Raw genomic sequence first — 20406 nt, forward strand, 5'->3', positions numbered from 1 at the left:
TGACTTAGGTCTATAGCAGCTGTTCAACCATTTTGTACAAAGGAGAGAACAGCTTGAGCAGCCAATCGATCGGGTTTGGCATATCGATCTGCAAGCATTTGGCTATGCTCAACACAGCAGCCAGCAAAAGCAGAATCAAAAACGCCCGAACTTCCCGCCTGTAACCTTTTTTGAGCAACGACGGTATTTCCAGCCATGCAATCAAAGCTACGACGGAAAGAATACCTGATATCGCCCACATAGACCCTGCCCCTTTATTCCTTGTTCATTTCCTGCAAGAACGAATTGCTGACCGTACCCAAACGGCCGTATTTTCACTTCAACCTTGTAATCTACCGGAAGCTTGGCAAATTGAGCGTCCCAATCCTTTTTCCAGGCCTTCCAAGCGGTAGCATTTGCCCGGTGGACAGCTTCTCCAAATCCAAAGATGTCTACCTTGTACTGCTTTTGCACTTTAGACACGGTTTGATTCATCAAGTCTTGGACTCTCTTGGAGGCAATCTTTTCAATCTCTGCGATGCTGTTGGTCTTGGTCAGATCGAGATGACATGCCATCTCTCCCACGTTTGCCTCGATACGCGATTTCACCTCGATACGTGGCTGTCCTTTCTCCACAAAGCCTTTCACTTTGGTATCTGATCGAATCACTTCGATCACCATTTTTCAGCCACCGGGGCATGCCAGATCGCCGACCGTGCTTTTGATGTTGTTCAGAATAAAGTTGTAGCCAATGCTGTCATTCTGGTTCAGCCAGCCAATCAATTTGTCTTCCTTGAACACTGCCAGCCCTGTGTATTGCAGGGTTGCGGCGTTGTCTATTTTTTCCAGATTGGCATTAGTTTGTCCGATCTGAGCATTGCCGTTGATTCGAAGACCAGTCAGAACAGGCTGTTTGCCCTCGCTAACCAGATCAGCGATCAGTTGGTCCAGCGTAACAGTCGTACTCGGTGCCCAAGCTTTCGCCGATGCAGCCAAGGAATGGAACAGATTGTTGGCAGGGATTTTCTCAATCGGCGTCAAGATTTTCAGCGCCTCCTCAGCCGTATGCCCTTCTTTGGCAACGACGATGTAGAAATCCGTTAGCATTTCCTGATCGCGCGATACGAAATCAAGAACCTCTCCGAGTCCATCCTTCGCCACTGCTTCGCCAATGACCAAAATGCGCAGATGGGAATTGTATATTTTCCGAGGCGATACCGTCGTCATTTTCCGCAGAGCCTCAAAGATCGTGGGCGCAGACATATGATACATCGTGACTGGCGTACGGCCACTTGTACCGCCCTTGTTTGCCGCCACTTCACCTGGATCGACCACCTGCACAGAAAACCGATATTGCTCCCCATCTTTGTCTACGCCAAAGCCGCAAGCTCGTTCAGTTCACGCCGATTCCAGCAGCCAGTCAGAACGATAGTCATCAGTAGCATGATGATAATCAGTCGCCGTTTCTTCATCTGCACTCCCCTTTGCTGTCGATATGTCCAGTGGCTGCTGATTACCCCTGCGCTTTGGTTTGCGTGTCGGTTTGTTTTGGGCACGGACTATATTGTTCTGCGAAATGAGATGGGGACGTGTCCGTAATGCCCAATGCGGCAATCGCAGCAGCGTATCCTTTTGATCTTGAATGTTTAGCGGTGCCAACGGACTCATGTAAGGGACCCCAAAGGATCGCAGGCTGCACAAATGCAAAACCAAGAGCAGTAAGCCGACGATTACGCCAAAAATACCGAAGGACGCCGCCAGAGCCATCAACGGAAAACGCAGCATCCGCACGGCGATGGACATATTGAAAGCTGGCAAGACAAAGCTGGCAATCGCCGTAATCGAAACTACGATGACCATGGCAGCAGACACGATTCCCGCATCTACAGCGGCCGTCCCGATCACCAGGGTTCCTACAATGGACACGGCTTGCCCAATAGCTTTTGGCATCCGCACGCCTGCCTCCCGCAAAATTTCGAAGGTCACTTCCATCAGCAGCGCTTCGAAAAACGCAGGAAAGGGAACACCTTCGCGCTGTGCCGCCAAGCTGATTAATAGCTGCGTGGGCAGCATCTCCTGATGAAAGGTCGTAATCGCGATGTATAACGACGGGCCCAATAGCGCGATAAAAAAGCTGACATACCGCAGCCCACGAAGCAGCGTGCTAATGTCTGCCCGCTGGTAGTAATCCTCTGCAGCCTGAAAAAAACCGACGAACAGAGCTGGTGCTACCAGCACAAAAGGCGTGCCGTCCACCAGGATTATCACTCTGCCTTCAACCAGCTCCGCAGTCGCCACGTCGGGACGCTCCGTATTGTTCATAGTCGGAAAGGGTGTAAAGGTTTCGTCCTGGATCAACTCTTCAATATAACCGGTCTCTAGGATACTATCGATACAGATTCGGTCAAGCCGCCTTCGTACTTCTTCAACGACCTTGTCATTGGCGATTCCTTTGATATAGGCGATTGCCACATCCGTATGCGTCACATTCCCAATGCGGCGAATTTCAATCCACAGGCGCGGGTCCTTGATTCTGCGTCGGATTAACGACGTATTTGTCCGCAAATTCTCGGTAAAGCCTTCTCGTGGACCGCGAATCACCGTCTCTCCGGAGGGCTCTGTCACACTTCGTTCTTCCCAGCCTATCATCCCAACTGCAAAGCCTTCGTCATAACCATCTAGCAAAAAAACGCAGTAGCCGGATAAAAGACACGTAAACAGAGAGTTGACATCGCATACCTCCTGGATGTCCCCCACGGTCATAACGGACTCTTTCAGAAAGTGCAAAACACCATCCGACCTGTCGAGCTCCCAGGAGAGCATCGTTTTAGGCAGATCGATCATCAATGTTTCCAAAAGAAAGTTTTGGATAGAGGCGGTGTCTACCATTCCATCGATATAAAAAAGAGCTGCATGAAAGCTCCGCTCGCTGCCAAATCATTACAACCAGTTTTTCCTATTGCGTCTGCTTATAAACGGATAGTCGCAGGGGAAGCACAAAAAGACCCATGCCGCATTTTTTAGGCGACACAGGTCTTTTCGTATCGTATAGGCGATCTTGCTTTATGGCGTGGCAGGAACACTTGCATCTGCTGCATTTTCGACAAAGCTAGGATCATACCATTCTACTTTGTGGGTTTTTTCGATCGTTTCCATCCATTTGCTGTAGTTTTCACTGCGATTGTTCTCAGACAGCATCGATTTGATCTGATCGTGGACTTTATCCAATGCAGGAGCAGGCGAGCCCATATGCGCTTTGTTCGCTTCATAGTACTGCTGGATTTGCTCATCCGTTACAGGAAACGCCTTGTCCAACAATTTGTCGCGAGTTAGCAGCACTTCCATTTTACTGCGCAAGGTCTTCTCATCCATCCCCATCCCGCTCAGGTACTCCTGGAAGGCTTGGTCGGATCCGATCTGCTGTTTCATCGCATTTACTTCTTTATCTATATCTTCCTTTGAAACGGATATATTTTGCTGTTTCGCTTCCTGCTTGATCAGAGATTGGGCAACAAGCTCATTTGCCATCTGTTTTCCGTACAGATTTTTCATTTCATCATACAATTGATATTGCGTGATCTCCGTATCCCCCGCTTTGACGACAGCTGGGTCGAGATCCTTTTGACCTGCCTGATAAACACCCAATACGACAAGTCCTGCCAACAGGATAGATGCCGAAAGAATGGAAACATCAAACTTCTTCACGTAGAAATCCTCTCTTTCTTTTACTTATCCTCCAGTATAGACAGGAGTTGCGGTAGAAAAATGGAACGTGTTTACACAGGTTTTCCACATTTCATCTATTTTAAACGCGAAACCTCCGCCCTCACATGAACCAACGCGTAAAAAAAGAGGTAAGAACGGAGGCGATCACGGGGCCCAAGACTGCCCATATTTGCAGAAAACGCTCTTGCTTTCTTCCTTTATCTCCTTCGATGATCTGTGCTAGATTGTCTTTGTCCGTCTTCTCGTTGTTCAACAGCTGCATGATGATATCTTTCTCTTTATCTGTTATCCCTGATTTCATTGCTATTTCCGTTTGCAATTTCGTTAATGCCTGCACGAGCTCTGCGCGCACTTCCTCCATCCGTTCCAAGCGGTGCTCTATACGTTCCAGCCATTTCGTGGCAACTGTTACTTTTCCTTCAAGCTTGTCAATTCGTTCCTCGAATTTATCCAGGCGTTGATAGATCCGTTGCAAATGCTGCAAATCGAATTCCTTCTGGGAATCTTTTTCTCCTGGCGTCATGGGTCCACCTCCTCCGTCCTTTGTAATATCTTGTATATGAGGACCAGAAACGGATTGCTTGTACTCCTACCCGATTTTTTGCCCGACAGCAAAAAAAGGCAGAGCAGGACTGTTTCACAAAATGGGACAAATCCCTGCGTCATCTGCTTATACCTTGTCTCACTCTCACGCATATAGTAGCGATAGCAAATGAAAAAGTCGGTTCCTTTCATTTGACTACTTCAAGCGAAAGACAGTGAGGAAGGGATTCAAGTGGCAAAAAAGAAAAAAGAGGAATCGCTCGTAGGTCGTTTCGTAGCCGTAAGTCGCGGAGAAGCCGATTCCAGAACCGGAATCTTGCTTGCAGACCAAAAAGACCACCTGGTTCTGTATAACGGTCGCGATGGGATCGTTTACTACACGAAGAACGGAATCCAAGGTTTTACTCCATACGATGAGGAAGAATCTGCGGACAACTCTCCAAGCACGGATGGCACCAACGAGGAAGTCCATTATTTCGATGGCAAAAACTTCTCGTCCATACTCGCGAGCTTGCTGTGGTCCCCCGTCCGATTCAATCGTGGTAACGAAGATCAGGTCGACGGCATATTGGCAGAAGTAGGCGAAAAAGAAGCTGTTTTGGTCAACGGGAATGAAGTACGCAGACTTCCTCTCTCCGCCATTCGTGACATCGGTGACATCGTGGATGAACAACAGGGCGAAGAAGAAGTAGAGAATCAGGAAGAGGAGGGTGACGAAGCAAACGATAATCCCGCCTCCCAGAGAAACTGGAGAAAGCGGCATCGCAACAATCGTCACTCCAGGAGGTAAAGAAAAAAGGGGCGCTGCCATCCAACTGGCAATGCCCCTTTTGCTATTCCTTCCCTCTTAAGTACCCAACACCCGAAATTGCGAGAGTACGAGATCGTAGTATACACCTCGTCGGTCCATCAAGCTGGTGTGATTGCCCTGCTCGATGATCGTTCCGTGGTCGAGCACGACGATCGTATCCACCTCCCGGATGGTGGAAAGCCGGTGAGCGATGACGATCGCTGTCCTGCCCTTGAGCAACCGCTTCAGTGCCTGCTGCACCTTTACTTCCGTCTCTGTATCAATACTTGCGGTTGCTTCGTCCAGAATCAGTATCTTCGGATTGGCGAGCAGGGCACGGGCAAAGGATAGCAGCTGCCGCTCTCCCTGCGAGAGCACATTCCCTCTCTCTTCAACCTCTGTGTGATAGCCATTGGGCAGTCGACTGATAAAAAAGTCGGCGCCGATCGCACAAGCTGCCTGAATGACTTCCTCGTCCATCGCGTCCGGTCTTCCAAAGCGGATATTGTCCATGATCGAACCTGAAAAAATGAAGGTATCCTGCAAAACGATGCTGACTTGCGAACGAAGAGTCTCCAATCGGACTTGCGTAAGGTCAACTCCGTCTATTTTCACTCTGCCGCCTGTAGGATCGTAAAATCGACAAATCAAATTGACGATGGACGTCTTGCCTGATCCCGTATGCCCCACGAGTGCGATCGTTTCGCCTGCCTTGATCTTTAAATCAATGTGGTGCAGAACATCTCGCTGCCCGTCATAGGAAAACTGGACATCCTCCAAAGCAATGCTTCCCTGAATATCGGTCAGCTCCACTGCCTCCTGCTGTTCGGGCACAGAAGGCTTCTCATCGAGAAATTCAAAGATTCGCTCTGACGACGCCATCGCCATCAAAAGTTGGTTGTACACCTGCCCCAAGCGGGAAATCGGCTCCCAGAAGTTGCCCAAATAATAAGCGAAGGCAACGAACACGCCAATCGAGATCGTATCCGCCTGAATGAGCGTGGCTCCAAGCCAAATCAAGATCGCTGTACCGATGGCACCTGCCATATCCACGATGGGACGAAAGGTTGCACTTCGCTGTGTGGCTGTCCGCCAGGCTTCAAAGTTGTCCATGTTCATCCGCTCGAAAAAAGCCAGATTCTCCTGCTCCTGGGTAAAGGACTGCGTGACGCGGATGCCCTGAATGCTCTCATTCAAATGGGAGTTAATCTTGGATTGCTTGAGACGCACGGTCTGCCATGCCAAGCGAATCTTCTTGCGCAGCTGAATGGAGATGAGGAACATGAGCGGCAAAACAATCATGATCCCAAAGGTCAGCGTTGGGCTCAGCACGAACAGCATGACGAGAATGCCGATCAGCATCACGATATCGATGAAGATATTGACGACGCCATTCGTAAACAAATCCTGAAGCGAATTGATGTCGTTGGTGATGCGGACCAGAATGGAGCCTGCCGAGCGCTTGTCAAAAAAGCGATGGGACAGTCTTTGGATATGGGTAAACAGCTCTTGGCGCAAGTCGTAGATGACGGAATGCCCCAATTGATTCGTCCAGCGAATCCGCAGGGCACTCTCCATCCATCCCAATACATACAGTCCCATGATCATGCCCGCTACCTGGAACAGATCCATCAGATTCTTTTTCTGGATCGCCTCATCGATCGCGATACTGATCAGAAACGGTACCCCTAGCCGAACCAGTGTCACTACCGCCAGAGAAAGGATGGCAAAAGGAAGCCATTTGCCCAGATACGGCTTCATGTAGCCCATCAACCTGGTCATTTGTGTCCAGTTGTACGGCTTGTCGATCACGTTCTCGACGGAGTATTGAAAGCGATCGTGTTTTTGCCTGCTTTTCATATCCGGCTCCCCTCCGCCTGCTGCGCCTCTTGATCCCGATCCTGGAACTGTACGTCGTAAATGCGTCGATAAGCTCCTGCAGGCAAAGCTATCAGTTGTTCATGAGTCCCCCGCTCGATCACCCGTCCAAGCTCCATCACGAGAATCTCATCTGCGTGCTTCAATGACGAGATCCGATGAGCGATGATAAAGGTCGTTCTGCCTACCATTACCTCTCGCAGTGACTGCTGGATCCGGTATTCCGTCTCCATGTCCACGGCAGAAGTCGCATCGTCGAGAATCAGGATGCTCGGCTTGACCAAAAAAGCCCGGGCAATGGCGATTCGCTGTTTTTGCCCACCGGACAAGCCCAGCCCCCGCTCACCTAGAAGCGTGTCATAGCCATCTGGAAGCTCCCTGATAAAATCGTGTGCCTGCGCGTAAGCAGCTGCCTGGATGACCTCCTCTCTGCTCGCATCTGGCCGTCCGTAGGCGATGTTGTCGTAAATGGAACAGGAAAAAAGGAACGATTCCTGAAAGACGACTCCCATATTCCGCCTCAAATGCTGGGGTGAATAGCTCTCGCTGCTTTTTCCATCGATGAGGATGGTTCCCGCTGTCGGTTCGTAAAAACGGGAAATCAGCTGAGTCACACTCGTTTTTCCCGATCCGGTCGCGCCGATCAACCCGATGATTTTTCCCGGCGGCGCTTGAAAGCTGATCGACTGCAGGGCATGCTCATTGGCTTCGTTGTAGGCGAGGCCGACATCGATGAACTGCACATGCCCCTTTATCGGAAGCTCCTCTTCATGGCTTGCGGCTGCTGGCACATGGCGACGATCATCTTCCTCGTATAGAACCTGCAGCAAGCGCTCCCCTGCCGCTTTCGACTGTGAATACGAGTTGAGAATAAAGCCAAGCTGCATCAACGGGCCGATAATGAACCAGACCAGACTGAAGAAAGCGACCAGTTCACCTAGCTTCATTTGATCGTGAATGACCAGCCACCCGCCAAACACCAGCAAAGCCACCACACATAGATTGCCGAACAGCTCCATCAATGGAAAAAAGGTCCCCCAGATCCGGGCCGTCGAGATGTGATTTTCCTTATAATTCAGATTTTTGTCCGCAAACCTATTGATCTCGAAGTTTTCGCGTGATAGTGCCTTTACCGTATTCATCCCGCTGATATTTTCCTGGACCTTGGTCGTCAGGGAGGCAAAAGCTTCCCGGATATGCTTGAAGGCGACATGAACCCGTTTGTCAAAGCGATAGGCAGTAAACCCGACAAACGGCATGGCGCACAGCGTAACCACCGCCAAGGACGGATGCAGATACAGCATGATGGCAAAGCCAAAGCCCGTGAGCAGTAAGAAGTTCAGGAACTGGGCTGAGCCAAACGACAAAAAGAACCGGAAGACCTCTACATCCCCCGCCAGCCGAGACATCAGATCTCCTGTTTTTGCATTGTCGTAGTAGCGAAAAGGGAGGTATTGCAGCTTCCGATACAATTCGTTGCGCAGCTCATACACGGTCGATACACCGAACAAGTCACCGAAATATTGATGGTAGTACACCGCGACCCCTTTGATCCCCATCAGCAAAACGAAGCCGATCGCCAGATAAGGTACGAGTGCGTACTGCCTACGGGTAAAGACCTCGTCGATCGTGTACTTCAAAATAAGCGGGTAGATCACGGTGACGGCCGTCACGATAAACAACGACAGAATCGAAATACAGAAATAGCGCTTATAGGGCCAAAAGTACAACTTCAATCGTTTAAAGGTTTCCAAGACCAGCTACCTCCTGCAAAGTGGAGTGTTGTCAAATGAAGCTCCGACACATATCATATGGCTCCATTACGCGAGTCAGACCACAGAACGAGTCAGACCACAGAACGAGTCAGACCTGAGACGGAGGCAAAATCATGCCTCAGTACGTTTGGGTCTTCCCGCTTCCTCTTTATGATAGAACGTGAACTTATAATCAGGAGGAAATACGCATGCCGGATTTTCAAGCACTTGCCGGGTTCGATCAAGGCCTTCATTTGATTCTTTTGCTCTTGACGCTGCTCCCGGCGCTTCGGATCGGCAGCCTCGTCTTTCGACCTGCGGGGTATGCCATGGCGAAGAGTGCCCGCTGGAACCTGCTTTGGATCGGTACAGCGCTGCTTGTAGCACTCGCTCAATGGGGAACGACCTGGATGCTTTATGAATCATTTGGATGGATGTACATAAAAGACAAGCTGCTCGGTTTTCTCCCCCTCATTTTCTTGCCAGCGGTCGTGACAGCCTTTGTCACGGTACCACGTCTCTGGCGGCTGGCGACGCACGGACCGATTGTCACTCCCTTTGCCATCACATCGGACAATACTAGGACCAGCGGGGAAATGGAGAAGATCAGGCGGCATAAAGCAACAGCACCCGAGATGATCGTACCTGTTTACACGTTTGCCCTTGGCGCCATCCTCGCCGCTATTCTGCAATTTTTCATTCCCGCAGTCACACTGCAATGGGACCTGCTTTTTATTTTCTGGGGGTGCCTGATCGCTGGCTCCTCCGCTTTTTGGATTTGGCAATCGTGGCAGCAGCAGCGCTTAGGACACTCTGGAACGCTTACTCGATCGGGTTTCGTCATTCGATTCCTCCGCGGCGTATTCGTTCTCCTGCTGCTTTCCGGCGGCTCGCTTACCTGGTTCAGTCAGGCGATGCATGCGAGCAGGCTGCCTGATCAGATGAGCATGGCCCCCGTTCATGGTCAGCACTCTCCTGCCTTTTCTGGCCCATCTGTCTCTGTGACGGAGCTGACGGGTCCTCGAACGGGGGTACCTGATCGCCAGTTTACGTTGACCGCCCAAAAAACGATGCGCAAGCTTCCCTCTGGAAAAACCATCGAGGCATGGACCTACAATGGCCAATATCCCGGACCCGAGCTGCGCATGAAGCAAGGAGAATTGGTCGAAGTCGTGCTGAAGAACAAGGACATCGATGCAGGTGTCACCCTCCACTGGCACGGTTTGAATGTGCCGAATGCAGAAGATGGAGTCGCAGGTGCCACTCAGGACGCCGTGCTTCCCGGCGAAACGCATGTGTACCGCTTTGTCGCAGAGCAAACCGGAACGTACTGGTACCATTCCCACCAGCAATCCGCCGTTCAAGTAAAAAAGGGATTGCTGGGCGCACTGATCATCGAGCCTGCCACAACGCCAAATCCAGCCCCCTCACCCCAGCTTGATCTTGCACTCGTCCATCACAAGCTTGGATCTGGAGAAAGAATTACACTGAGCGGCATAACGGGAAGCACGACAAAGACAGCTGCTCCGGGAACCTCTGTCCGCCTGCGGCTCATTAATGCGGACAGCTTTCCAGCTACCTTCCGACTGCAGGGAGCATCGTTTCAGGTTGCAGCCATTGACGGAAATGACGTGCATGAGCCGAATCTGATCGCAAATCAGCAGCTGCTTCTCGCAGCAGGCGGGAGATATGACGTCATTTTCACGATGCCGGATCATCCTGTTTTTCTTTCTCCATCGAAAACAGATAATGACAACGGCCTCTTACTCAGCCCACACGGCTCGGGAGATGCACCTGCTCCTCTCCCCGACCTGCCTTATTTTGACCCTGCCAGCTATGGGAGTCCTCTGTCGCTGCCTTTCACGCTTCAAACCGCATACGATCGGGACTTTCAGCTCGTTTTCGACGTTCAGTTCGGTTTTTATAACGGGCGTCTGGATGGGCTTTGGACGATAAATGGCCGTGTCTTTCCGAATACGCCCATGCTTCATGTGAAAGAAGGCGATCTCGTCAAAATGACTTTCGTAAACCGCAGCTTCATGGACCACCCGATGCATCTGCACGGCCATCACATGCTCGTGCTCAGTCAAAATGGCAAACCAACTACTGGCAGCCCCTGGTGGACCGATACGTTGAATGTGGCTCCAGGAGAGACCTACATCGTCGCTTTTCGCGCTGATAATCCTGGTCTGTGGATGGATCATTGCCACAATCTCAGCCATGCTGCTCTGGGAATGAGTATGCATCTGGTGTACGAGGGCATCTCCTCTCCTTTCCTCATCGGTAGCCAGACACGCAACCAGCCGGAATAATGGATTGTCCTAGATCAAAAGAAAGCCTGTTGAAGTAAAAAAACAGCCTGAATGCATATGTGCATGGGCTGCTTTTCTTATGATGAGTGGGCTTATCTGTTTTTTCGCTTTTTCCGGCTTCTCTTTTGCTGCCTCCTGCTGTCTGGTACCCGTTCCAATCTGCGAAGCTTCTGCTTTCGGACGAGCAAGACTGCCCTGAGTGAAGTTCGATGTGGCATCCAGATTCCCTGCTCGCTTTTGCTCCTCTTTTTGAGGCGGACCGGAACGCCGCTATCCCAGCCCAGTGATGGCAACTCTTCCTTAACTCGCAAAACCATATAAACAGGCATGCACCTGTATAGACGGATTGTTGCGTGAAAAAGCTACACTTGCCTAAAAAAAGCCTCCGCATTGGCCTGTCTGCCGTGCGGAGGCTTTTTGGTCTCATGTCCACCTATCCTTCGTACCCTAGACGGGTGGTTCTTACTGGATCAAGCATGTCTGCGATCGCTTTGTGTACGTTCGGCGGATACTCCGCGAGCCGGTGGCATAAATAGAGATACCACTCCTTTCCATAAGGAAGGTACAGCCGCACCGGTACGCCCGCTTTTCGCATGCTCTGTGCCAGCTCTGGCCGCACGCCATACAGCAGCTCCAGCTCCACCTGAGGCAGCTTCAGATACTCTCTCTTCTGAAGCTCATCGATAATCTCCTGATCGTGAGTAGCGATTGCACAGTCATGACCAGCCTCCACACACAGCTTGGCAAGCTGCAAATAACGCTCGTTCAGCTCAGCCGATCGCCCGAATGCCAGGTTCTGAGGCTCCTTGAAAGCGCCCTTCACCAGACGGATTTTCCCCGGAAGTACCAGCACGCGCTTGAGATCCTCCACGGAGCGATGCAGATGTGCCTGTACCGTAATCCCAATATTCGCGTGGCGCTGTGCCAACTGTTCATAGGTGGAGAGAATCGCTTGCTGCCGCAAGCAGCAGCGGGTAAAGCAAACGGGAGCTCAGTACCGTTTCCTTGATTTCTTCGTCGCGGGCTATCGTTCGCAGCACCTCTGCCGTTATTTGCTCGTCTCTCGTCATCCAGCTCTCTTCCCCTCAAGCGAATTGAACTTCTCTCTATCAACCTACCATGGTAAGCTGAAGACGATTAGATCCAGTTTGCTGTGATTTTCATAGGTCCAGTTTGCAAGGAGGTCTCTCTCGTCTTGACGTGGATAACGATTGATCGGGACAAGCCGATACCTTTGACCCGACAGCTGTATACAGAATTGCGCGGACAGATTCTTCGCGGGGACAGGAAGGCGCAAGACAAGCTGCCGTCAACGCGTAAAATGGCAGAGGATCTGGGCATTTCCCGCAATGTTGTCATCGAAGCGTATGAGCAGCTCTTCGCGGAAGGCTATATGGAGAGCAGGAGGTTCCGGGTACTTCGTTTCTGCCGGAATCTATTTGGAGCAGCACGCACGCAAAGAAACCCCGCCTATTTCCTCGGGAGAAAACAAGGCAGAGTCCTTGTCGATCATCGACTTTCGCTCAGGCGTCCCTGATTTGACACATTTCCCCCGGCAGATTTGGGGAAAAATGGTCCAACGCGCATGCCAGGAGGCTCCCCTATCCGCCTTTGGCTACGGACGTCCTGAAGGCCGCCTCGAGCTGCGACAGGTCGTCAGCCGTTACTTGTATCGAACGCGTGGCGTCCAGTGCAAGCCTGAGCAAATCATCGTCACGTCTGGTGCCACCCAAGCCCTCACGCTTATTGCCAAAGTCCTGCTCGGCCAAGGCAAGAGCGCCGTAATCGAGGACCCGATCACCCAAGACATTCAAACCATTTTCAAAGCGACAGGGGCGGTGCTTCGTCCTGTTTCCACAGATGAGTACGGACTCATGACAGAGCAGCTGCCATCCCGCGAAGAGTCAGCACCAAGCTTTGTTTTCCTCACACCTTCCAACCAGTTTCCACTCGGCGGGACATTGCCCATCCAACGCAGGCTGCAGCTGATCCGCTACGCTCGCCTGACTGATTGCTACATCGTAGAGGATGACTACGACAGCGAATTTCGCTACGACTCTGCCCCGATCAGTTCGCTCCAAGGACTCGCCGAGGAGCGTGTCATCTACATCGGATCCTTCAGCAAAATCCTTTCTCCCGGGCTCAGGCTTGGCTACCTCGTACTGCCACCGGACCTGGTCGAACGCTACCGGGACGCCAAATGGTACTCCGACCTGCATACACCTGCGCTCGATCAGCTGGCTCTAGCCATGTTTATCGAGGAAGGCCATCTGGAAAAGTACATCAGCCGGGTGAAAAAGTTGTATCGAAAGCGCAGGCAGGCACTGTGCGGGGCACTGGAACAAACCTTCCTTGGAACAACGGATATACGGATTCTAGGCGCATCTGCCGGCTTGCACATCGTTGCGGCCTTTGCCGATATTCCTTTTACTCCTGCGTTATTGGAAAAACTGCAAGTTGCCGGTGTCCGCGTCTATCCGGTGGAGGAGCACGCGATATGCCCTGGCAGACACGTAGACAAGATCATCTTGGGATATGGCAACTTATCGGAGGAAAAAATCGTGGAAGGTGTCAAACGCCTCTACTCTGTTTTGTCTGTGGCGGGTAGCCTATCTGGCGAAAACCTTTAGTTCGACAGCTCAAAATATTGACCGAATTCTTTGTCGCAGCCTTTTAGTATGTATTCGTTCTTTCCCTTGCTTTTGCTCGCGATGGCGATTCCTTCACAGGTAGTCGTTTGGCGCCCTTTGTCCTTTCCGCCATATTTGTCCATCGAATCATCATAAGTAAAAACCACTTTCTGTCCGTCGTACACCAGCTCTTCGAAAGTCGGATCGCCTTCAATCGTGTAGCTCGTGATCCGCACCTGATCAGGCGTTTGTTGAGCGACATTTTTCATGAACTGCTCCCATCGCTCCCAGTTGGCTATTCGGCTATGCAAATTCACGACATCCCCATTTTCGATGGCCTTTTCCGCTCGATAGGGATCGGTTAATTCGGGAAACGCTGGCGTGCTCTCGCCGCCTGCCTGCTCCTTTTGCCCGCAGGCAGCGAGGAGACAGACCACTGTCAGCAGTAAGGATATGGTTTTCATTTGCATTTGCACTTGCTCTCCCCTTATCTCTTTTTCGTATATCGTTTATACGAGAAATTCGCCCATTTTGTTTCGAGCATTTTTTTTGCTTCATCTGCGGTTCAAAATGCGCTCGTGCGTCTTCGTTACTTCGTCCTGATCAGAGGTTTTGTGCTCAATAAAACAGCAGCAGTCCAGGACATTTTTTTGTCCATGGCTGCTGCTGTCTTTTTTTGGGGTCAGTCTATTACGAGTTTTCCTTCGATGAACGGGAATCGGGAATCACAGATTCCTATCTGCGACGCCGACAGCACTCCGGTGGACAATTCCTGCAATGATCTGGACACCGCCACCTGCGATTTCTTCCGTACCCATAACTTGATTCTGGTGGTGGAGTCCCATGCCTTTGCGATGGGGAATACGAGGAAGGGTAATACGCGGATTGGTTGTAAGACGAGGATTGGGATGACGACCAATTGGAACTTGGATAATACATGCTGTCGCCCTCTTTCTTGTTAAATTTGGATGACTCTATGTGTATATGCAGGAGAGCATTCACCCGAATAGACGAGTAACATCCCGGATCACAAAATGAGGAAGCTGCCTAGGTCTAATTCCTTGCCTTTCAAAAAGATTTCTGGCTTGTTTCATTCCATTCAAACTCTACCTATTCCTGACAGCAGTTCCTCGTTATACTAGAAAATAACAGCACACGGAAAGGGAGAGTCTACGATGACATTTCATGAAGAAGCAGCACTGCTGCCTGTTCGCTTTTTGGAGGGGGAGCGCGTCTATTTACGTCCCATTGGTTTGGAGGATACGGATTGGTATTTTCGTTCCTTGTACAATCACGAGGGCCGTCTTCTCACAGGCACCCAAAAGCATTATTCACGTGAACAAATCCAGCAGTATATCCAGAGCAAGGCACAGGATTCCTCCAGTGTGCTGCTGCTCATCGCGCAGCGGGACAACGACCGGGTTATCGGAGATATTCAGATCGGCGCTATCGACACATTCAACCGAAACGCTTTTCTCCGCATCGCCATCGACCAGCAGGAAAACCAAGGGAAGGGCTTTGGCAGCGAAGCCATCCGTCTCATGCTGGATTACGGGTTTGGTATTCTCAATCTCCATCGGATCGAGCTCAATGTCTTCGCCTATAACGAACGTGCCATCCATACGTATGAAAAACTCGGCTTTCAGCGGGAAGGCGTGCAGCGCCAAGCTCTCTATTACAATCACGCCTATCACGACTCGATTCTCATGTCGATGCTGGCAGAGGAGTATCGGGCGAAATACCTCGGATTATAGAAAGAGGCAAAAGATCGATGAACACAACCGCTGCATTGGAAAATTACGTGGAGGGTTATGAAGAGAGAGGATACTTTAGCGGTACCCTGCTCCTTGCAAAGGACAATCAAATCCTCCTCCAAAAAGCCATGGGTTATGCAAACTTCGAGCACGGCGTAAAAAACACGACCAAAACCAGATTCCGAATCGGTTCGATTACCAAGGGCTTTACCGCGATGGCGATTCTGCTGTTGTGCGAAAAAGGTCTGCTTCGTTTAGAGGATCCGATTCAGCTCTACATGGAGGACGTGACTTACGAGGATAGAGTGACCATCCATCACCTGCTCACTCACACCTCGGGAATTCCGAACTTCACAAGCCTGCCGGACTATTGGGCCACTACCATGAGATTGCCGACCACGCTTCAGCAAATCGTACGGTCCATTGCCCGTTTGCCACTGGACTTCGCACCGGGCACTCGTTATGAGTACTCCAATTCAGGCTACATTCTGTTGACTGCCATCATCGAAAAAGTGTCCTCCACCTCCTACGCGCGCTTTCTGCGTGAGCATATCTGGCTTCCTTTAGGGATGCTGGACACGGGCTGTGAGGAAAACCGCGCCGTGGTCAAAGGACTGGCAACCGGATACACCGTCTGGGAAGATTTCATCCATACAGAATATATCGATATGACCATCCCACGAGGCGCTTACGGCATGTATTCGACCGTCGAAGATTTGTGGAAATGGGACCAAGCCCTGTACACAGAGCAGCTTATTTCCGCAGAGTGGATGGTCAAACTGTTTGAACCCCATGCGAGTCACTATGGATACGGTTGGGCTGTCCATCATCATGGGGGAAAGAAGGTCATCAGCCATTTCGGCGATATCAATGGATTTCAAAGCGACCTGTACCGCTGTGTGGATGATCGCCTCGTCGTCATAGCACTAAGCAATGTAAACCTGACTCCTGTCACGAAACTCACAAGAGACTTGGCCAAAATCGCGTTAGGTGAGCCTGTCGAAACCCTTTCCCGGCAGAGCTGCTTCATGCAAGAGACGGCCGATGCAATCGCTCAAAGCGTCGGGACCTACATCGACCCCTCCAACGAGAGAATGCGGGTGGAAATCACAGAAGAGCCTCTTGGAATCTTTGTCACTCATCCCAAAATGTACGGAGTTCCTTACAAGTTCCGATTGCGTCTCGTGGCGCACACGGCGGAATACGCGGAGTGGGTGACCGATGTTGTAAACGAAACATTCCGGGTGTTCTTCCCCTCCGATCACAGGGGCTACGACCTGCTGTTTACCGATGAATACGGAAAGGTAGAAAAGCTGTCGACCAAAGCAAAAAGGAGCTGATCCATTTCAGCTCCTTTTTCACAGCATTCCACGCATATCTTCCTTTGCTTCCAGACGCTCAATCCGTTTTTGAAAGGCAAGTTCCTCCGCTTTCGACCGATTGCGCAGCAGGCTCCCCCGCTTCTTCCATTGCTCATAGGCGAGTCTTGTGTAATGCAGAGCCTTCTCCCAATCCTTCAACTGATGCTCGTACAGCTTCGCCGCCTCGATATAGACTTCTTCCGGTACATACCCGGGTGACGACATGCACGATTCCCAGATGTGCAGAGCGCTCTTCCAATCCTTTTGTTTTTTGTACAGATGACCGACTGCTAGCTTGGCACGGACACTCCACGGATGGTCGCTGTGGGCCACAGTCAAATACGCTTGCAGCGCCGTTTCTCCATCTCCCAGCGCTTCGAACCAGCGGGCGATTTCGTAGCGTTCCTCCTGGGACACCTCTTCCCTCTCGTGCATGAGAAGCAATCGAGAAACGTGGATGTAGAGGGTGATCAGTGACAACACGTCAATTTCGTTGTGCCGCAGCACGCCTTGGATCACGTCCGGGTCCTTGGAGTGGAGGAAGTCAAAATAACGAACAGGAGCCAGATAGCCTGGCAAATCGTCCTCCCGATACACATCCAGCTTTTCCTGCTCGATGATCGCAAGACGGCACGACTCCAGCTCGTCCTTCCACAATCTCCTCGCGCCGTGCAGCAAATCCAGGTGGCCAAAAGTCGGCAACGCCTGCACCTGATCGCGAATCAACGTATGCCGGGTACGCACCTGCGGCCAGTCAAACGATTTGCCATTGAAGGTAACCAGGTGGGACGACTGCTTCGCCTGCTCCAAAAACGAATGGTACAGCGTCACTTCCGCGGTAGGAGCCGGCAGAAAATGCTGACGAACTACCACTTCTTCCCCTTCTACGCGACTATAGCCGAGCAAAAAGACAGTGTTTCCCGCTCCGCCTGACAACCCCGTCGTCTCGGTGTCAAAAAACAGCAGGTCATCGGCCCGCTTTCCTGCCGCAGACAATGGATGCAGTCTGCCGGACGCCTCCCACGCGGCGATCGTGTCGTGGAGCTGGGCAAAGGAGTAAGCTCCATGCTGCTGGCGGAGCGGGTAGCGGACTTCGCGGATCATGACGTGCTCGTCCTCCCAGACAAACGGCCTCGCCTGCATGCTCTGCCATCGGTCCGCATACGGAATATCAGGCTGTGCGGTCTGATCTGGTGTCTGTACTTCCTGTTCCACGATTGCATCTGTTTGCGCCGTCTCTGCTGCCCCTCCTTGCAAAGCCGCTTGGACTTGTTCCGCTTCCCTGCTCTTGTCATTCTCCAGAGAGAGATGCCCCTTCATCCGCTGCAGCTTGGATTTAAGAGACATACGCGCTACCTCCCTGGGCTACACGAAGCAGCGTCATCGCCAGCTCCTTGCTGCCATCGTCAGTGGCTCCTACGCAGGAGGGGCAACCAGATTCGCACGGACACGATACGATCATACGCTCCGCTTGTGCCAGAATCGTCTCCATTTCTTTGTACACTTGCTCGGAAAGCCCAATTCCACCGGGGTATCGGTCGTACAGAAAGATCGTCGGCTCCTGGGAATGCACGGCTTTGCGCTGCGGGATGACATGCAAATCCATCGGGTCGCACATGACGAACAGCGGTGCCACGTGCTGCAATACATGTGCCAAGCCGACCAGCCCCCGCTCCACGTCCTCTGTCCCGATCTCCTCCAAAAGCGTGTCGGAAAAGCCAATCCACGCGGCATTCGTGTGCAGCTCCTCCTCCGGCAGATGGATCGGTCCGGAACCGATGTTTTCATGCGTTTCAAACTTGATCTTCTTGAAGATCGTCGCCATCGCGTGGACGGATACTTCCCCGTAGGCAAAGGCGCGTTGTCCCTCCCGGCGGTATTGATCCTGCTCCAGGACCTTCAGCTGTACGGCCAGATTGGCATCTGTGTAGTAATCGACGGATACCTCCCGCACATACGCCTTCTTTTCCTCGTAATCGAGCTTTTCTACCTGGTACTGCGTCCCTTGATGCAAGTAGATCGCTTCCTCGTGGAGCAGCGTCATCGAGCTGAAACGGTCCATTTCCCCGATTACCCGTTCATTGCCGCGCTCGGTGATATCAATGATCACCACGTTTTCCTGGGAAGCCGACCGCAAACTGATGTTGTGTGCCGGGAACGAGTCATTCATCCAGAACCATTTGCCTTTGGAATGGTGCAGCACCTGCTCCTCGGTCAAAAACTCCAGAATTTCCACAATCTCTGCACTCCCGAACGTTTCGCCCTCACGAAACGGCAGCTCATAGGCCGCACATTTCAGGTGGTCGACGAGAATGATCAGATTGTCTGGATTGATCCGAGCGGTCTCAGGGCTGCGGTCAAAAAAGTACTCCGGGTGAGCGATAACGTACTGATCGAGCGGCGTAGAGCTGCCGACCATCACAACAACGGATTCCCCCTGCCTTCTGCCTGCCCGTCCCGCCTGCTGCCACGTGCTGGCGACCGAACCTGGGTAACCCGTAATGACGCATGCCTGCAGCTGGCCGATGTCTACCCCCAGCTCCAGTGCATTCGTGCTGACGACACCCATGATGTCCCCGTTGCGCAAGCCCCGCTCGATCTCCCGACGCTGACTGGGCAAATACCCGCCGCGATAGCCCTGGATGGTCTTCGGACCCAGTTTGCGTTTGATCAGCTCTTGCAAATACGTCAGCAAAATCTCTACGCGGACGCGGCTGCGGGCAAACAGGATCGTCTGAATGCCGTTGACCAGAAATTGCTCGGTAATGTCCCTGGCTTCGAGAGTGGCGCTGCGCCGGATATTCAGCTGCCGATTGACCACCGGCGGATTGTAGAACAGAAAATGCTTGATTCCTGCAGGCGCACCGTTGTTGTCCACCAGCTCCATTTTCTCTTCCGTCAGCTGCTCTGCCAGCTCTTTGGGATTGGCAATCGTCGCTGACGTGCAGATAAATTGGGGGTAGCTGCCGTAAAAGGCACAGATGCGCTTTAGCCTGCGAATAACGTTGGCGACGTGACTACCAAAAACGCCGCGGTATGTATGCAGCTCATCAATCACTACGTATTTGAGATGCTCAAAAAAGGATACCCACTTGGTGTGATGCGGCAGGATCGCGGAATGCAGCATATCCGGGTTGGTAATGACGATATTGCCTGCCTTGCGCACCATTTGGCGGATATTCGCCGGCGTGTCTCCATCGTACGTCTCCGATTTGATGGACAATCCCATCTCGGTGATCAGCTCGTGCAACTCGCTCTTTTGATCCTGTGCCAATGCTTTGGTCGGAAACAGGTAAAGCGCTCGTGCCTGCGAATCCTCTGACAGCGTCTGCAGAATCGGCAGGTGGTAGCACATGCTTTTTCCTGAAGCCGTCGGAGTCACCGCTACGATGCTTTTTCCTTCGCGCACATGGCGAAAGGATGTTTCCTGGTGGGTATATAAGGAAGGTATCCCTCGCTTTTCGAGAGCTTCGCGGATTCGTGCGTCCAACTGACTCGGAAACGAAACCGTTTTGGCGTCACGCGCAGGTATCGTTCTCCAGTGCGCGATATTCGCGAGGAAGCGTTCATCCTGGCGGAAATGCTCCAAAATCTCAGCCATGCTTTTTTTCATTTTCATCGACGTCACCTTCTTTGATTCAATTTTACGAATGGATGTTCGTGATGTAAATGAATTTAT

General features: G+C 51.7%; 14 protein-coding genes and 3 pseudogenes. 5 read left to right on the forward strand and 12 right to left on the reverse strand.

All coding sequences use genetic code 11. The annotated features are described in order from the left end of the window. Positions 1-10: 10 nt before the first annotated feature. The 5 genes and pseudogenes from EDM55_RS19490 to EDM55_RS19510 all read right to left on the reverse strand — a co-directional run bounded on the left by EDM55_RS19490 (position 11) and on the right by EDM55_RS19510 (position 4228). Positions 11-241, reverse strand: coding sequence for a hypothetical protein (locus EDM55_RS19490; RefSeq protein ID WP_092273734.1), 231 nt, complete (start codon positions 239-241; stop codon positions 11-13). Beyond that, positions 208-1320, reverse strand: a pseudogene (locus EDM55_RS19495) (Ger(x)C family spore germination protein). Before EDM55_RS19495 ends, EDM55_RS19490 begins: the two are co-directional and overlap by 34 nt. A gap of 183 nt (positions 1321-1503) precedes the next feature. After that, positions 1504-2892: pseudogene (locus tag EDM55_RS19500) on the reverse strand (spore germination protein); the annotation flags it as partial. Positions 2893-3042: 150 nt separating this feature from the next. Continuing rightward, the gene (locus EDM55_RS19505) at positions 3043-3684 is read right to left on the reverse strand and encodes a SurA N-terminal domain-containing protein (protein WP_122961136.1); all 642 of its coding nucleotides are present in this window, start codon (positions 3682-3684) and stop codon (positions 3043-3045) included. Positions 3685-3805: 121 nt separating this feature from the next. Further along, complete coding sequence (locus EDM55_RS19510) at positions 3806-4228, reverse strand: hypothetical protein (RefSeq protein ID WP_170184371.1); 423 nt, start codon at positions 4226-4228, stop codon at positions 3806-3808. Positions 4229-4480: 252 nt separating this feature from the next. Here EDM55_RS19510 and EDM55_RS19520 point away from each other — a divergent pair, with 252 nt between their 5' ends. Continuing rightward, on the forward strand, positions 4481-5038 hold the full coding sequence (locus EDM55_RS19520) for a hypothetical protein (RefSeq protein ID WP_092273743.1): 558 nt from the start codon (positions 4481-4483) through the stop codon (positions 5036-5038). Between the two features lie 57 nt (positions 5039-5095). Here EDM55_RS19520 and EDM55_RS19525 read toward each other — a convergent pair whose 3' ends face one another. Both EDM55_RS19525 and EDM55_RS19530 read right to left on the reverse strand, forming a co-directional pair. Continuing rightward, complete coding sequence (locus EDM55_RS19525) at positions 5096-6898, reverse strand: ABC transporter ATP-binding protein (RefSeq protein ID WP_092273746.1); 1803 nt, start codon at positions 6896-6898, stop codon at positions 5096-5098. Continuing rightward, positions 6895-8670, reverse strand: coding sequence for an ABC transporter ATP-binding protein (locus tag EDM55_RS19530; RefSeq protein WP_122961138.1), 1776 nt, complete (start codon positions 8668-8670; stop codon positions 6895-6897). The genes EDM55_RS19525 and EDM55_RS19530 overlap by 4 nt, the downstream gene beginning before the upstream one ends. A 209-nt stretch (positions 8671-8879) precedes the next feature. Here EDM55_RS19530 and EDM55_RS19535 point away from each other — a divergent pair, with 209 nt between their 5' ends. Further along, on the forward strand, positions 8880-10982 hold the full coding sequence (locus tag EDM55_RS19535) for a multicopper oxidase family protein (RefSeq protein WP_122961139.1): 2103 nt from the start codon (positions 8880-8882) through the stop codon (positions 10980-10982). 433 nt (positions 10983-11415) lie between these two features. On the opposite strand, the gene EDM55_RS19540 is transcribed toward EDM55_RS19535, so the two are convergent. Together EDM55_RS19540 and EDM55_RS30360 are read right to left on the reverse strand one after the other, a co-directional pair. Continuing rightward, the gene (locus EDM55_RS19540) at positions 11416-11946 is read right to left on the reverse strand and encodes a proline dehydrogenase family protein (RefSeq protein ID WP_122961140.1); all 531 of its coding nucleotides are present in this window, start codon (positions 11944-11946) and stop codon (positions 11416-11418) included. After that, positions 11915-12052, reverse strand: a complete 138-nt coding sequence (locus tag EDM55_RS30360) for a hypothetical protein (protein ID WP_170184370.1) — start codon at positions 12050-12052, stop codon at positions 11915-11917. Before EDM55_RS30360 ends, EDM55_RS19540 begins: the two co-directional genes overlap by 32 nt. Positions 12053-12177: 125 nt before the next feature. On the opposite strand from EDM55_RS30360, the pseudogene pdxR reads away from it, so the two are divergent. Further along, a pseudogene (gene pdxR / locus EDM55_RS19545) lies at positions 12178-13612 on the forward strand (MocR-like pyridoxine biosynthesis transcription factor PdxR). Here pdxR and EDM55_RS19550 read toward each other — a convergent pair. After that, positions 13609-14082, reverse strand: coding sequence for a DUF4362 domain-containing protein (locus EDM55_RS19550; protein ID WP_092273757.1), 474 nt, complete (start codon positions 14080-14082; stop codon positions 13609-13611). The pseudogene pdxR and the gene EDM55_RS19550 sit on opposite strands and share 4 nt — an antisense overlap. Before the next feature lie 705 nt (positions 14083-14787). On the opposite strand from EDM55_RS19550, the gene EDM55_RS19560 reads away from it, so the two are divergent. Continuing rightward, positions 14788-15366 (forward strand): GNAT family N-acetyltransferase, encoded by a 579-nt coding sequence (locus tag EDM55_RS19560; protein ID WP_122961142.1) that lies wholly within the window; start codon positions 14788-14790, stop codon positions 15364-15366. Positions 15367-15383: 17 nt separating this feature from the next. Next, positions 15384-16706, forward strand: a complete 1323-nt coding sequence (locus tag EDM55_RS19565; protein ID WP_122961143.1) for a serine hydrolase domain-containing protein — start codon at positions 15384-15386, stop codon at positions 16704-16706. 18 nt (positions 16707-16724) lie between these two features. On the opposite strand, the gene EDM55_RS19570 is transcribed toward EDM55_RS19565, so the two are convergent. Both EDM55_RS19570 and EDM55_RS19575 read right to left on the reverse strand, forming a co-directional pair. Continuing rightward, positions 16725-18074: a ribonuclease H-like domain-containing protein gene (locus EDM55_RS19570; protein ID WP_122961144.1), complete on the reverse strand. Its 1350-nt coding sequence runs from the start codon at positions 18072-18074 to the stop codon at positions 16725-16727. Continuing rightward, entirely contained in the window at positions 18064-20346 is a 2283-nt protein-coding gene (locus tag EDM55_RS19575; RefSeq protein WP_092273768.1) for a DEAD/DEAH box helicase, read from the reverse strand. Before EDM55_RS19575 ends, EDM55_RS19570 begins: the two co-directional genes overlap by 11 nt. Positions 20347-20406: the final 60 nt, after the last annotated feature.

Origin of the sequence: Brevibacillus centrosporus (genome assembly GCF_003710815.1) — a bacterium.
Lineage (GTDB): Bacteria > Bacillota > Bacilli > Brevibacillales > Brevibacillaceae > Brevibacillus > Brevibacillus centrosporus.